Source organism: Amycolatopsis rhabdoformis (genome assembly GCF_035918295.1).
Taxonomy (GTDB): domain Bacteria; phylum Actinomycetota; class Actinomycetes; order Mycobacteriales; family Pseudonocardiaceae; genus Amycolatopsis; species Amycolatopsis rhabdoformis.
Window position 1 is genome coordinate 9,069,206 of record NZ_CP142149.1, and the last position, 13,702, is coordinate 9,082,907.

The following is a 13,702-nucleotide window of genomic DNA, read 5'->3' on the forward strand; positions in this document are numbered from 1 at the left end:
GGCGACAGCCTAGCGACCCACTCCCCGCACGAGCGGATGCACATGCCGTGTCCGGCCACTTCGCTTGCCGACGGACCCCTCCGCGTACCGTTGGACCCACCGGCCACACGCGTATCGAGGAGGACCTCAGGTGACCAGGATCGTGATCATGGGCGGGGGCCCGGCGGGTTACGAAGCCGCCTTGGTCGCCGCTCAGCACGGCGCCGACGTGACGATCGTCGAGCGCGATGGCCTGGGCGGCGCTTGTGTCCTCTACGACTGCGTTCCGTCGAAGACGTTCATCGCGTCGTCCGGTGCGCTGGCGAAGATGCACGACCTCGGTGAGCTGGGCATCAACACCGACCTCGCCGACACGAGCATCGATCTGCCGACCGTCCACGGCCGGGTGAAAGGCCTCGCGCTCGCGCAGTCGGCCGACATCCGCGCCCGCGTGCAGCGCGAGGGCGTGCGCGTGGTCAACGGCACCGCCCGCTTCTGCGACGACGAGCCCGGCCTGGCCACGCACAAGGTCGCCGTGACCCACGCCGACGGCACCACGGAGGCCGTGGGCGCCGACGTGGTGCTGATCGCCACCGGCGCCACCCCGCGCGTGCTGCCCGGCGCAGTGCCCGACGGCGAGCGCATCCTCGACTGGCGCCAGCTCTACGACCTCACTGAGCTGCCTGAGCACCTCGCCGTGATCGGTTCGGGGGTCACCGGCGCGGAGTTCGCGTCGGCGTACACCGAGATGGGCGTGAAGGTGACCGTGGTGTCCAGCCGCGACCGCGTGCTGCCCCACGAGGACGCCGACGCCGCCGCGGTGCTCGAAGAGGTGTTCTCCCAGCGCGGCACCACTGTCGCGAAGCACGCGCGCGCCGAGCGGGTGGAGCGCACGGAGAAGGGCGTGGCGGTCCACCTCGCCGACGGCCGCGTGATCGAGGCCAGCCACGCGCTGATGACGGTCGGGTCCATCCCGAACACCGCCGACATCGGCCTCGACAGCGTGGGCATCGAGCCCGGCCCCGGCGGGTTCATCACCGTCGACCGCGTGTCGCGCACCAGCGTGCCCGGCATTTACGCGGCGGGCGACTGCACCGGCCTGCTGATGCTCGCGTCCGTGGCCAGCATGCAGGGCCGTATCGCGATGTGGCACGCGCTGGGCGAAGGCGTCGCGCCGATCAAGCTGAAGACCGTGGCCGCCAACGTGTTCACGCACCCGGAGATCGCGACCGTCGGCATCAGCCAGCACGCCATCGACTCGGGTGAGGTGCCCGCGCGCACGATCATGCTGCCGCTGGCCACCAACGCGCGCGCGAAGATGGAAGGCCTGCGCCGCGGTTTCGTGAAGCTGTTCTGCCGCCCGGCGACGGGTGTGGTGGTGGGTGGGGTGGTCGTGGCGCCGAGCGCGAGCGAGCTGATCCTGCCGATCGCGCTGGCCGTGCAGAACCAGCTGACCGTGGACCACCTGGCGCTCACGTTCTCGGTGTACCCGTCGCTGTCGGGATCGATCACCGAGGCCGGGCGCCAGCTCATGCGTCACGACGATCTCGACTGATTTTCCCTTTCCGCGCAACCCGGTGCGCTTCGCCGCGTCTTGTGCGGTGACAGGCTGACGGGCGAGGCAGGACAAGGGGCCGAGGGTGCGCAAGAGGGCGGTTTTCGCGGCGATCGGGGCCATCGGAGCGATCGCGGCGGTCACGGTGACGGGGCAGGCGGTGGCGGCGCCGGGCGGGCAGTCCGCCGGCGCACCGAAGGTCACCGCGTCGAAGGTCAACGCTTCCGATGTCAACGCTTCCAATGTCACTGTGCAGTTGAACCAGGACACGGCCGCGTTGCACGGCTTGGTGAACCACTTTCAGCGCGGTGAGGACAACGTCGCGCTCGCCGACTGCCCCGGCGCGAAGTCCGGCACGGCCACCTTCAGCTCGCCGGTGCTGAAGTTCTCCGGCTACGACTTCGGCCCCTTCATCGGCGTGCAGGCCACCGTGTCCGCCGACGCCGCGCTGGCGCCGGGCACGGCCGCCGGCAGCTACCCGCTCACGATCACGTGTGCCGGCAAGGCCTACAACGCCACCTTCACCGTGCCGGCCGCGCAGGTCGCCGAAGTGCCGGCGGGTGGCGCGAAAGCCGGCGACGGAAGTCTCGCCGAATAGCGTCCGACAATACGAAAAGCAGCCGCCGGGAATGGTTCCCGGCGGCTTTTTCGTGTGCGCCGCCGAGAGTTCCCGGCGTGCCTGAATCGTTACTTTTGTCGACAACCTTGACCAGGTCAGAGACGTCTTCATGGTGTCGGAGGAAACCAACCCGCGGCAGGGGGAACTGCGCGCGAAGGGGTTGCTTTCCCCGCTGTTCTCCGCTGTTCACATTCATTTGAGGGGTAATTCCATGAAGCGCATCGCAGTAGTGTCATCCCTTTTGGCGGCCGGCCTGCTTTCGGCGGCACCGGCGTTCGCGGCCGAGGCCACCAACCCGAGCACGCCGCCGTCGAGCACCACCTCGCCGACCCCGCCGACGTCGGACACGCCCACGCCACCGCCGGGCGACGTCAAGCCTGCGCTGGAGGTTCTCCCGCGTGCGGCCAGAGCCGGTGACTCGGTCACCGCGCGCGTGGTGTGCCCGCCGAAGACGAGCATGAAGCTGTCGTCGTCGGTGATCACGTTCGGCAAGCTCGAAGCCGTGGGCACCGAGCAGCCGTTGGAAACCGCGACGGTTTACCAGACGCTGGCCGACGTGAACAAGGACGCGAAGCCGGGCACGTACACGGTCACGTTCCTCTGCGGCAAGCTGAAGGTCTCGCAGGGCTTCAAGGTGCTGCCGGCGAAGGACGCCGCCACGCCGACGAAGCCGCAGCCGACGCAGCCCAAGCAGGTCAGCAAGGTGCCGGTGGGGGCGCCGCAGACCGGTGGCACCGACGGTCCGGTGGACGACTCGGCCGGCACGTTCGCGGTGGCCGGCGGCGCCATGGGCGTGCTCGCCCTCGGCGGTGCCGGGATGGTGCTGGCGCGGCGCCGGCGCGGCTGATCCGGACGGTCGCCGGAGGGGACCCTCCGGCGACCGCGCTCGGTCACCTGATGGGGTGGTGATCGCGCCCTTGGTCTCGAAGGGGGAGACATGATCAGGAAAACTCTGGCCGCGGTGGCCCTGGCGGCGGTGGCCGTGCTCGGTGGTTGTGCCGCGCCGACGTTGCCGGCCGCTCCGGCACCGGCCGCGCATTCGCTCACGCCGCCGTCCGCGGAGTCCGCCGTGCTGGCGAAGTCGAAGCCGGTGTCGCTCGACATTCCCAAGATCGGCGCGCACTCCACACTCGTGCCGCTGGGGCTCAACGCCGACAACACCGTGCAGGTGCCGCCGGTGAGCACGCCGCTGCAGGCCGGGTGGTACGAGTACTCGCCGACGCCGGGGGAGCGCGGCCCGGCCGTGGTGCTCGGGCACGTGGACGGCAACAAGCACGAGGGGATCTTCTTCCGCCTCAAGGAAATGGCGCCGGGCGACGACGTGGCGATCGCGCGCGCGGACGGCACCACGGCGCACTTCGTGGTGACCAAGGTGGACCAGGTGCCGAAGGACGTGTTCCCGAGCGACGCCGTGTACGGCGACACTCCCGACGCGCAGCTGCGGCTGATCACGTGCGGCGGCGTGTTCGACCGGTCGGCACACAACTATGTGGACAACGTGATCGTCTACGCGCGACTCGTGGCCGACGGTCACTGATCGCTGCTCGTCCGTGACGGACCCGGTTTTGTCGGTGGGCGGTGCAAGACTGTGACCGCAGGCACACCGGATTCGAACCATGGGGAGTAGTCATGTTGTTCCGCGACGAACGCTGGCCCGACGGCACGCCGTGCTGGGTCGACCTGATGGTGCCCGACAGAGCCGCCGCCGCGCGGTTCTACTCGGAGCTGCTGGGCTGGGACGTGCAGTTCGGCGGCGCCGACACGGGGTACTACGGCATGGCGCTGCTCGGCGGCCGCCCGGTGGCCGGGGTGGGGGAGACCCCGGCCGACCAGGCCGGCATGCCCGCCGCGTGGACCACGTACCTGGCGGTGTCCGATGTGGACAAGATCGTGGCGGGCGTCGTCGAGGCCGGCGGCCGCGTGCTCGCCCCGCCGATGGACGTGATGGAACAAGGCCGCATGGCCATCGTCGAGGACCCCACGGGCGCGGTCTTCGGCCTGTGGCAGGCGGGCCTCCACTACGGCACGCAGGTCACCCTCGCCCCGGGCGCCCTCGCCTGGAACGAGAACATGTCCCGCGACTTCGCCGCCGCCAAGGACTTCTACGGCTCGGTGTTCGGCTACTCGTTCAACGACATCTCCAACGACCAGTTCACCTACGCCACCCTCGACCTCGACGGCCGCCCCACCGGCGGCCTGGGCCAGGCCACCGGCGACTACCAGCCGGGCTGGATGACCTACTTCTGGTCCGCCGACGTCGACGCCGCCGCGGCGCTGATTCCCGGCCTGGGCGGCACCGTGGTGGAGAACCCGGTCGACACGCCGTTCGGGCGGATGCTGATGGCGAAGGACAACCAGGGGGCGTCGTTCCAGCTGATGGCGCCGAATGAGCAGTCGGGTACGCAGGAAGGTTGGGGTGTTTGAGGGCGGTGAAAAACTGGGCTTGAACCCGCACTGACGAACCGGCCCAGACGAACCGGGAGCGGCTCGGCCTCCGTCCGACACTCGAGGACGGGGGCCGGGCACGCCTGGTTAAGCCGAACTTGCTGCCGTCTGGAAATGACGGGACCGGCAGCACCCGGCCCTTGCCGGTCCGAGGCGAGCGCCGGCTTATCCGGCGCGCGCTTCGCGGCTGACCGGTCCTGAGGCCAGAGGTCTGATCCGTGAGACGGAGCGAGTCGGCGGCGATCGGCGCGACTTTCCACTCGGGGTGTGGTCACGCGCGACCGTGGGCTGCTCAGAAGTTCGCTGCGTGGTGCGGTGGTCGTGGCCTGTGCGTAGGAGGCCGGGCCGGCCGGGCTCGCCCTGGCTCAGCCGAGCTTGCCGCCGTCCGGAAACGATAGGACCGGCAGTGCCCTGCCCTCGCCCGCATGGCCGGGTGCTGGGTCGCCGGTGCGCTCTTCGCGGTCGACCCGGTGCTGAGGCTGGAGTGCTGATTCGTGTGGCAGGTGAGTTGGCCGCGACCGGCGCGACTTTCCGCGATTGGGCGGGGTCACATCCGTGGCGACCGCGGTTTCTCAGCAGTTCGCTGCGCGGGGCGGCGATCATGGCTTGTGCGTGCGGGGTCGGGCCCGGCCGGGCTCGCCCTGGTTCAGCCGAGCTTGCGGACATCCGAGAGCGACGGGCCCGGCAATGTGCGGTCCTCGCTCGCAGGGGTGAGCGCCAGGTCGTCGGCGCGCGGTCCGCGGCCGGCCTGGTGTCTGAGGCTGGAGTGCTGATCAGTGTGGCGGGTTAATTGGCCGCGACCGGCGCGAATCTTCGCGCGCGGGCGTGGTCACGTCCGTAGCGACCGCGGTTGCTAAGCGAACTGCACAAGGCAGGAGGTCATGGCCTGAGCGTACGGAGTCGGGTCGACCGCGGACGAGGTCGACCCGTGCATTGATCCGCGCCGAGGCGGATTTTCCTGACATATCAAGGAAAACCCGCGCGACTCCGTGCCACCGGTGCCCGACTTCTCGTCCAGCGCCGGACCCGCGACCGCACCCGGCAGCGCCGGCCCTCACCCACACAAGCGAGGGCCAGGCGCCACCCGGTCTCGTCGACCCAAACTCAACCGCGGGACCTCACTCCACCCAGTCGAACGTCTTCGTCACAGCCTTCTTCCAGTTCCGGTACTCCGATTCCCGCCGCGACTCGTCCATCGACGGGTCCCACTGCTTGTCCTGGGCCCAGTTCTTGCGGATGTCGTCCTCCGACCCCCAGAAGCCGACGGCCAGGCCGGCCGCGTAGGCCGCACCCAGGGCGGTGGTCTCCGCGACCACCGGCCGGATCACGGGCACGCCGAGGATGTCGGCCTGGAACTGCATGAGCAGTTCGTTCACGACCATGCCGCCGTCGACCTTGAGGGATTTCAGGGGCACGCCGGAGTCGGCGTTCATGGCGTCGATGACTTCGCGGGACTGGAACGCGGTGGCTTCCAGCACGGCGCGCGCCAGGTGGCCCTTGTTGACGAACCGGGTGAGGCCCACGATGGCGCCGCGGGCGTCCGAGCGCCAGTAGGGGGCGAAGAGGCCGGAGAAGGCCGGCACGAAGTAGGCGCCGCCGTTGTCCTCCACGGTGCGGGCGTGCTCTTCGATCTCCGCGGCCGAGGCGATCATGCCGAGGTTGTCGCGCAGCCACTGCACGAGCGAGCCGGTGACGGCGATCGAGCCCTCGAGCGCGTAGACCGTGTCCTTGGAGCCGATCTTGTAGCAAACGGTGGTGAGCAGCCCGTTGTCCGACATGACTTTTTCAGTGCCGGTGTTCAGCAGCACGAAGTTGCCGGTGCCGTAGGTGTTCTTGGCCTCGCCGGGCGAGAGGCAGGCCTGGCCGAACGTCGCGGCCTGCTGGTCGCCCAGGATGCCGGCGATCGGGACGCCCGCGAGGGCGCCCTTTTCGCGGACCTTGCCGTAGACCTCCGACGACGACCGGATCTCCGGCAGCATCGAGAGCGGCACGCCCATCTCCGCGGCGATGTCCGCGTCCCACTGCAGCGTGTCGAGGTCCATCAGCAGGGTGCGCGAGGCGTTGGTCGGGTCGGTGACGTGGAGCCCGCCGTCGACGCCGCCGGTCATGTTCCACAGGACCCAGGTGTCCATGTTGCCGAAGATCAGGTCACCGGCCTCGGCCTTCGCGCGGGCGCCGTCGACGTTGTCGAGGACCCACTTGATCTTCGGGCCGGAGAAGTACGTCGCGAGCGGCAGGCCCACCTTCTGGCGGTAGCGCTCCTGGCCACCGCCCAGTGCGCCGAGGTCGGCGACGATCTTGTCCGTGCGCGTGTCCTGCCAGACGATCGCGTTGTACACCGGCTTGCCGGTGGTCCGGTCCCACACCAGCGCCGTCTCGCGCTGGTTGGTGATGCCGACGGCGACGATGTCGCGCGTGTGCAGGTCGGCCTTCGCGACCGCGCCGCCGGCGACCGCGCGCGTGTTCTCCCAGATCTCCTCGGCGTTGTGCTCGACCCAACCGGCCTTGGGGAAGATCTGTTCGTGTTCGCGCTGGTCGACGGCGACCACCCGGCCGGAGTGGTCGAAGATCATGCACCGGGTCGAAGTGGTGCCCTGGTCGATCGCGGCTACGTACGAAGTCATGGTTGTTCGCTCCAGTCTGCTTTGCCGGTCGGAGGGTCAGCTCACGTTCTGCATGCCCAGGTACAGCAGGGCCGCGAGCGCGGCGCCCACCAGCGGGCCGACCACGGGAACCCAGGAATAGCTCCAGTCTCCGTCGCGCTTGCCCTTGATCGGCAGGATGAACGCGTAGGCGATGCGCGGCCCGAGGTCACGCGCCGGGTTGATGGCGTAACCGGTCGGCCCACCGAGCGAGATGCCGATCACGAGGACCACGAAGGCGACGCCGGCATAACCGAGCGCCGAGTTCCCGAAGGTCGGGACACCGGTCACGTCCGCCTTGTACGTCGGGCTCAACAGGATCCACTCGATCAGCACGAACGTGCCGATGATCTCGGTGACGAGGTTCCAGCCGTAGCTGCGGATCTGCGGTGCGGTCGAGAAGATGCCCAGCGTCTCCTCGGGCTGCGGGTGGTCGTCGAACTGCTTCTTGTAAGCGAGCCAGCACAGAATGGCACCGATGATGGCGCCGGCGAACTCGCCGATCAGGTAGTAGGGGACGTCCGACCACGGCACCTTGTCGGCGATCGCCAGCCCGAGCGTCACGGCGGGGTTGAGGTGCGCGCCGGTCGGCGCGGCGATGCTCGCGCCCACGAACACGGCGAAACCCCAGCCGAACGTGATGAACAGGAACCCGGCTCCGTGGCCGAGGTTCTTTCGCAGCACGTGGTTCGCTACGACGCCGTTACCCAAGAGAATCAGAGCGGCTGTCCCCAGCAGCTCCCAGAGTATGATTGCTCCCGCACTCACGTTCGCCCCACCTCCACACTGGACACTGTGCGCAGGGCCCCACGACGCCGTGCCTCGGCACCGTCGCCGACCCAAGTGTGACGCACGCTACCGGGGCGTAGCGGATCATTCCAAGCGCCGGGTGCAGCAATGTGATCGTCTTCGGCAGCTCTTTCCGTCACAAGTGTCAGGTCGAGGTGAGCGCGCGGTCACCGACCCGTGGGATGCTGGACCAGGTGAGCACGAGGAGGAGTGAGTGGTGACGAGTTCTCAGCACGAAGCCGACCAGAACGCGGCCCGGCTGGGCCCGCTCCGCCGGGAGGAGTCCTGGCAGCGCCTCGGCAAGGAGACCTTCGACCTGGTCGTGATCGGCGGCGGAGTCGTGGGTGCCGGGACAGCGCTCGACGCGGCGACGCGCGGGCTGCGCGTGGCGCTGGTCGAGGCCCGTGACCTGGCATCGGGCACGTCGAGCCGGTCCAGCAAGCTCTTCCACGGCGGCCTGCGCTACCTGGAACAGCTGGAGTTCGGGTTGGTCCGCGAAGCGCTCCACGAGCGTGAGCTGATGCTCACCACGATCGCTCCGCACCTGGTCAAACCGGTGAGCTTCCTGTACCCGCTCACGCACCGCGGCTGGGAGCGGCCCTACACCGCCGCGGGCCTGTTGATGTACGACACGATGGGCGGCGCGCGGTCCGTACCGGGGCAGAAGCACCTCACCCGGGCGGGTGCTTTGCGGATGGTTCCTGCGTTGAAAAGGTCGGCCCTGATCGGGGGTATCCGGTACTACGACGCGCAGTCCGACGACGCCCGCCACACCATGACCGTGGCCCGCACCGCCGCCCACTACGGCGCCGTGGTGCGCACGTCGACCCAGGTGGTCGGGTTCCTGCGCGAGGCCGACCGGATCTCGGGTGTGCGGGTGCGCGACGTCGAGGACGGCCGCGAGACGGAGATCCAGGCCGGCGCCGTGATCAACTGCACCGGCGTGTGGACCGACGAGCTGCAGCGCCTTTCGGGCGGCCGCGGCCGGTTCCGCGTGCGCTCCAGCAAGGGCGTGCACATCGTGGTGCCGCGCGACCGGATCGTGTCGGAGTCGGGACTGATCCTGCGCACTGAAAAATCTGTCCTCTTTGTCATCCCGTGGCGCAACCACTGGATCGTCGGCACCACCGACACCGACTGGCACCTCGACCTGGCGCACCCCGCCGCCACCAAACACGACATCGACTACATCCTCGACCACGTGAACACGGTGCTCGCCACCCCGCTCACGCACGACGACATCGAGGGCGTCTACGCGGGACTGCGGCCGTTGCTGGCCGGGGAAAGCGAAGAGACGTCGAAGCTTTCGCGCGAGCACGCGGTGGCGCGCGTGGCGCCGGGGCTGGTCGCGATCGCGGGTGGGAAGTACACGACCTACCGCGTGATGGCGGCCGACGCCGTCGACGCTGCCGTGGTCGACCTGCCGGGCCGCCCGCCGTCGTCCATCACGGACAAGGTGCCGCTGCTCGGCGCCGACGGCTACCACGCGCTGGTGAACCAGGCCGACCACCTGGCCGCGCAGCACGGGCTGCACCCGTACCGGGTGCGCCACCTGCTCGACCGGTACGGCTCGCTGGTCCACGAGGTGCTCGCACTGGCCGACGGCCGGCCCGAGCTGCTCAAGCCGATCGACTCGGCGCCCGACTACCTCGGCATCGAGGTCGTGTACGCGGCCAGCCACGAAGGCGCGCTGCACCTGGAAGACGTGCTCGCGCGGCGCACCCGCATCTCCATCGAGTACGCCCACCGCGGCGTCGACTGCGCCGACCAGGTCGCGCGGCTCGTCGGCGACGTGCTCGGCTGGTCGGCCGACACGATCAAACGCGAGGTCGAGGTGTACACCGCGCGCGTGGAAGCCGAACGCGAATCGCAGTCGCAGCCCACGGACGAGTCGGCCGACGCCCTGCGCGCTTCGGCACCCGAGGCGCGGTCGGGGATCATCGAACCGGTCAGTTGATTTTGGCGTGTTTTCGGCGTCGGCCCGCCGCCGCGTGCGAGATCGCCTCAAGCCGGCTCCTTCCTGGCCGACGCGGCCGGCCCCGGGGGGCCGACCACATCGGCCAGGAAGAAACCGGCGCGATCTCGCGAAGGGGTTGGTTGGCAACGGGTGGCTGGGTAGATGAGGACGCCAGCTTTATCCGGGCGAGTGGGGCCGTCAGGCCTTGCGGACCCACCTGATCAGCGGCTCCCCGGTCGGCGCCGGCGTGCGTTCGGGGCCCACGTAGGTGAAGCCGCAGCGCGCGGCCACCGAAGCCGAGACCACGTTGCTCTCCTCGTGCCGGTAGCTGATCTCCTGCAGGCCGAGGCCACCGAAGCCGTAGCGCAGGGCCGCGGCCAGCGCGGTGCTGGCGATGCCCTTGCCGCGTTCGGTGGGGTGCGTCCACACCGACGCCTCGGCCGTGTCGAAGGTCAGGTCCAGCTCACGCAGGCCCACCTCGCCGAGCAGACGGCCGGTCGTCGGCTCGGCGACGGCCCACGAGCAGCGCTCGTCGCAGGCCCACTGGGCCGTGCGCAGAGCCACGTACTCGGTGGCTTCGTCGAGCGTCCGCAGCCGGTAGTTCAGCACGTAACGACGGTGCTCCGGATCGGCGAACGCCTCCATCAGGGCGGTCCGGTCGTCGAGGTGCCGGTCCGCCCGCAGCTGGCGCAGGTAGTACGCGCCCGCGTTGATCTCCACGGGTTCCACCCGACGAGCGTAACCAGAACCCGGTGCTCAGCGCTGCCAGATGACGGGTGCGCCACCCTCGTCGAGTGATCGGCTGGACACGACGCCGACCACGGTCCCGTCGTCGCCGATGGCCTTGACGTCGCCGCGGTCGAATCCGTCGGGCAGCGGCAGCTTGCCGATCGGGGTGGAGTCCTGCCACAGGTAGGGCGCGCCGGCGTTGGGGATCGCCTGGTTGGGCAGCTGGCCGCCGATGAGGCCGGCGCCGTTGAGGTCAGTGGCCTCGTCTCCGTCCGGGAGCACCTCGGGCCGGTCCGGGGTGGCCCAGCGCACCGCCTTGTTCGGGGAGGTCGCCGTGAGGCAGCTCCCGACGACCACGCCGTTGCGGATGGCGTCGCCGGAGGGAGACGTGAGGCCGGCCGGCGCCTTCAGCGGCGTGAGCACCCCGTTTCTCCACAGGGCGTCACCGGTGAGCACGGTGCCGTCCTGGTCGACGTCGACCACCCGTGCCCACTCGCCCGTCGTCGGGATCGTGGCCGGGCCCGAGCCGAAGGCCGGCCACAGCGCGCCGACGGTCTTGTTCTGGTCGGAGGACACGAGGTAGGTGAGCACGTCGCCGCGGTCGTTGAGCGCGACGGCGTCGGTGCTCACGTAGCCCGGCGCCACCGGCAGGAGGTGGAAACCGTTGCCGTCCAACAGGAATCCGCGGCTCAGGCCGGTGTCGTAGTCGACCGCGTTGCCGAGCACCGTGCCCGAGCTGTTCTCGTCGGTGACCCCGGCCCACTCGTAGCCGGCCGGCACCCCACGCACGGTGGGCCGGCCGTCGGTCCAGGTCACGACCTGCGAGGTGTCGCCGACGAGGTACTCGCCCGCGTACCCGCCGTGGCCGTCGGTGCCGACGAGGAAGCCGTACGTGTCCTCGCCGCCGCCGGCCGGCAGCGGCAGCAGAGTCGCGTGCCAGGTGCTCTCCGCGTGCGCCGGGACCGCCCCCAGGCCGGTTCCGACCAGGGCCACCGCGGCGACGGCCAGTGCTTTCAGCTTCATGTGATTTCTCCCCTTCGTCGGAGAGTTCACGAATCAGACGAACCCGGCGTTGTCCGGCAAATGGGTGAAGGTCACAGCAGTCCGCGGCGGTAGGCCTCGCCCACGGCGGCGGCGCGGTCGTTCACCCCGAGCTTCGCGTACGCGTGCAGGAGGTGGGTCTTGATGCTCGCCTCGCTGATGAACAGCTGGTTGGCCGCCGCGCGGTTGGTGGCGCCCTCGGCGACCAGGCGCAGCACGTCGAGTTCTCGGGAGGTCAGGGCGCCCGGCGCGGGCCGGCGCAGCGGCGCCATCAGCCGTGCCGCGACGCTCGGCGCGAGCACCGACTCACCGCGGGCGGCGGAGCGCACGGCGTGCTGCAGGTCGGCCACCGGGGCGTCTTTCAGCAGGTAGCCGGTGGCGCCGGCCTCGATGGCGGGCAGCACGTCGGCCTCGGAGTCGTAGGTGGTGAGCACCAGCACGCGTACGGCCGGGTGCTCGGCGGCGAGCCGGCGGATCGCGCCGACACCGTCGAGCTCCGGCATGCGCAGGTCCATCAGCACGACGTCGGGCCGGTGGTGCGCGACGAACGCCAGCGCCTCGACGCCGGTGGCCGCCTCGCCGATCACCTCGATGTCGGCGCAGCCGGTGAACGCGCCGCGCAGGCCGTCGCGGACGATCGGGTGGTCGTCGGTGAGCAGCACGCGGATCATCGGTCCGCCGGGATGGCCGGGAGCTGCACGTTGACCGCGGTGCCTTCACCCGGCGCCGATTCGAGCGTGAAGGTGCCGGCCACGCGACGCACGCGCTGGCGCATCGCCTGCAGGCCGAAGCCGGTGCCGTCGCCGCACGCGGGTGCCGCGGGGTCGAACCCGGCGCCGTCGTCGCGGATGTCGAGGAGCACCAGGTCGCCGGTGTAGGTGAGCGACACCGCGATACGGCTCGCGCGCGCGTGTTTTTCCGCGTTGACCAAGGCTTCCTGCGCCACGCGGTAGAGCGTCACCTCGAGTTCCGGCAGCAGCGGCACGGGTTCACCGCTGGTCTCCGCGGCCACCGCGACGCCCGAAGTGCCGGTGACGCGCGCTGCCAATTCGACCAGCGCTTCGGGCAGGCGCGAGTCGGTGAGCGGCTCGGGCCGCAGCGCCTGCACGGCGCGGCGGGCCTCCGTGAGACTGTCCTTGGCCAGCGTGTGCACCTGGGTGAGGTGGCGCTCGCGCGACTCGGCCGACGACGCGCGGTCCGCGGCTTGCAGCTGCGTGACGATGCCGGTGAGGCCTTGGGCGAGCGTGTCGTGGATTTCGCGCGCCATGCGCTGACGTTCGTCGTGCACGCCGGCTTCGCGGGCCTGCGTGAGCAATTGCGCGTGGAGGCCGGCGTTTTCCTCTAGCGCGGTTTCGAGGCGGGCGTTGGCTTCGGCGAGCGCGGCGTTGGTGCGGCGGCGTTTGTCGTTCTCCGCGCCGACGAACCAGGCCACGTACAGCATCGGACCGACCACCGAGACCACCGACACCCACGCCGGCGTCGGGCTGTCGCCGCCCCAGATCTCCTTGGCCAGCAACGGAATCACGGCCGTCGCGGTCACGGCGAAGATGCTCCAGCGCGCCGGGAACAACACGAACGCGATGGGGTAGGCGACCGACGCGAAGGCGGTGAACGTGGTGTCGAGCGTGGTGAGCGCCGAGGCGCCTGCGAGCAGGCCGGCGAAGTAGGCGACCGCGAGCCACGGCCACCGCACGCGCCGCGGGAACACCGGCACGAGCAGCACCAGCCACGCCGCCGACAGCGCCACGACGATCAACGTCGCCGTGTCCAGACCGGCGCCGGTCGCCGCCCAGATCGTGCACGTGGCGAGCACGATGATCCCGATCGCGGCGAACAGCGGCCCGGCCAGCCGCTCTCCGTTCGGGTGCACGGCACCCGGCACCACACCCATCATGGGCCGATTCTCGCAGCTCGGACGCACCCCCGGGATCGACCGTTCGACGCGG

The 13,702-nt window shown here is 70.2% G+C and carries 13 protein-coding genes; 6 read left to right on the top strand and 7 right to left on the bottom strand.

The genetic code is table 11. From position 1 onward, the window contains the following. Positions 1-130: 130 nt before the first annotated feature. Positions 131-1,534 carry an NAD(P)H-quinone dehydrogenase gene (locus VSH64_RS42185; RefSeq protein ID WP_326568311.1) on the top strand — a complete coding sequence of 468 codons (1,404 nt, stop codon included), beginning with the start codon at positions 131-133 and terminating at the stop codon, positions 1,532-1,534. Between the two features lie 85 nt (positions 1,535-1,619). Continuing rightward, positions 1,620-2,132 carry a hypothetical protein gene (locus tag VSH64_RS42190; RefSeq protein WP_326568312.1) on the top strand — a complete coding sequence of 171 codons (513 nt, stop codon included), beginning with the start codon at positions 1,620-1,622 and terminating at the stop codon, positions 2,130-2,132. 213 nt (positions 2,133-2,345) lie between these two features. On the opposite strand, the gene VSH64_RS42195 is transcribed toward VSH64_RS42190, so the two are convergent. After that, complete coding sequence (locus tag VSH64_RS42195; protein ID WP_326568313.1) at positions 2,346-2,636, bottom strand: hypothetical protein; 291 nt, start codon at positions 2,634-2,636, stop codon at positions 2,346-2,348. On the opposite strand from VSH64_RS42195, the gene VSH64_RS42200 reads away from it, so the two are divergent. From VSH64_RS42200 to VSH64_RS42210, 3 genes are all read left to right on the top strand, one after another. Next, positions 2,611-3,000, top strand: coding sequence for a hypothetical protein (locus VSH64_RS42200; protein ID WP_326568314.1), 390 nt, complete (start codon positions 2,611-2,613; stop codon positions 2,998-3,000). The genes VSH64_RS42195 and VSH64_RS42200 overlap by 26 nt on opposite strands. A gap of 90 nt (positions 3,001-3,090) precedes the next feature. Next, entirely contained in the window at positions 3,091-3,690 is a 600-nt protein-coding gene (locus VSH64_RS42205; protein WP_326568315.1) for a class F sortase, read from the top strand. A 92-nt stretch (positions 3,691-3,782) separates the two neighbouring features. Continuing rightward, complete coding sequence (locus VSH64_RS42210; protein ID WP_326568316.1) at positions 3,783-4,577, top strand: VOC family protein; 795 nt, start codon at positions 3,783-3,785, stop codon at positions 4,575-4,577. A gap of 1,139 nt (positions 4,578-5,716) precedes the next feature. On the opposite strand, the gene glpK is transcribed toward VSH64_RS42210, so the two are convergent. Continuing rightward, positions 5,717-7,222: a glycerol kinase GlpK gene (gene glpK / locus VSH64_RS42215; RefSeq protein WP_326568317.1), complete on the bottom strand. Its 1,506-nt coding sequence runs from the start codon at positions 7,220-7,222 to the stop codon at positions 5,717-5,719. Between the two features lie 36 nt (positions 7,223-7,258). Next, positions 7,259-8,008 carry an MIP/aquaporin family protein gene (locus tag VSH64_RS42220; protein ID WP_326568318.1) on the bottom strand — a complete coding sequence of 250 codons (750 nt, stop codon included), beginning with the start codon at positions 8,006-8,008 and terminating at the stop codon, positions 7,259-7,261. 238 nt (positions 8,009-8,246) lie between these two features. Here VSH64_RS42220 and VSH64_RS42225 point away from each other — a divergent pair, with 238 nt between their 5' ends. Continuing rightward, positions 8,247-9,986 carry a glycerol-3-phosphate dehydrogenase/oxidase gene (locus VSH64_RS42225; protein WP_326568319.1) on the top strand — a complete coding sequence of 580 codons (1,740 nt, stop codon included), beginning with the start codon at positions 8,247-8,249 and terminating at the stop codon, positions 9,984-9,986. 198 nt (positions 9,987-10,184) lie between these two features. Here VSH64_RS42225 and VSH64_RS42230 read toward each other — a convergent pair whose 3' ends face one another. The 4 genes from VSH64_RS42230 to VSH64_RS42245 all read right to left on the bottom strand — a co-directional run bounded on the left by VSH64_RS42230 (position 10,185) and on the right by VSH64_RS42245 (position 13,650). Next, entirely contained in the window at positions 10,185-10,715 is a 531-nt protein-coding gene (locus tag VSH64_RS42230; RefSeq protein ID WP_326568320.1) for a GNAT family N-acetyltransferase, read from the bottom strand. Between the two features lie 27 nt (positions 10,716-10,742). After that, positions 10,743-11,738 (bottom strand): hypothetical protein, encoded by a 996-nt coding sequence (locus tag VSH64_RS42235; RefSeq protein ID WP_326568321.1) that lies wholly within the window; start codon positions 11,736-11,738, stop codon positions 10,743-10,745. Between the two features lie 71 nt (positions 11,739-11,809). Further along, positions 11,810-12,427, bottom strand: coding sequence for a response regulator transcription factor (locus VSH64_RS42240; protein WP_326568322.1), 618 nt, complete (start codon positions 12,425-12,427; stop codon positions 11,810-11,812). Continuing rightward, positions 12,424-13,650, bottom strand: coding sequence for a sensor histidine kinase (locus VSH64_RS42245; RefSeq protein ID WP_326568323.1), 1,227 nt, complete (start codon positions 13,648-13,650; stop codon positions 12,424-12,426). Before VSH64_RS42245 ends, VSH64_RS42240 begins: the two co-directional genes overlap by 4 nt. Between the last annotated feature and the right edge of the window lie 52 nt (positions 13,651-13,702).

Bases quoted from the DNA above. Each gene is read 5' to 3' on its own strand.
- VSH64_RS42235 (WP_326568321.1), bottom strand. From the start codon at position 11,738: ATGAAGCTGAAAGCACTGGCCGTCGCCGCGGTGGCCCTGGTCGGAACC.
- VSH64_RS42205 (WP_326568315.1), top strand. From the start codon at position 3,091: ATGATCAGGAAAACTCTGGCCGCGGTGGCCCTGGCGGCGGTGGCCGTG.
- VSH64_RS42245 (WP_326568323.1), bottom strand. From the start codon at position 13,650: ATGATGGGTGTGGTGCCGGGTGCCGTGCACCCGAACGGAGAGCGGCTG.
- glpK (WP_326568317.1), bottom strand. From the start codon at position 7,222: ATGACTTCGTACGTAGCCGCGATCGACCAGGGCACCACTTCGACCCGG.
- VSH64_RS42210 (WP_326568316.1), top strand. From the start codon at position 3,783: ATGTTGTTCCGCGACGAACGCTGGCCCGACGGCACGCCGTGCTGGGTC.
- VSH64_RS42240 (WP_326568322.1), bottom strand. From the start codon at position 12,427: ATGATCCGCGTGCTGCTCACCGACGACCACCCGATCGTCCGCGACGGC.
- VSH64_RS42200 (WP_326568314.1), top strand. From the start codon at position 2,611: ATGAAGCTGTCGTCGTCGGTGATCACGTTCGGCAAGCTCGAAGCCGTG.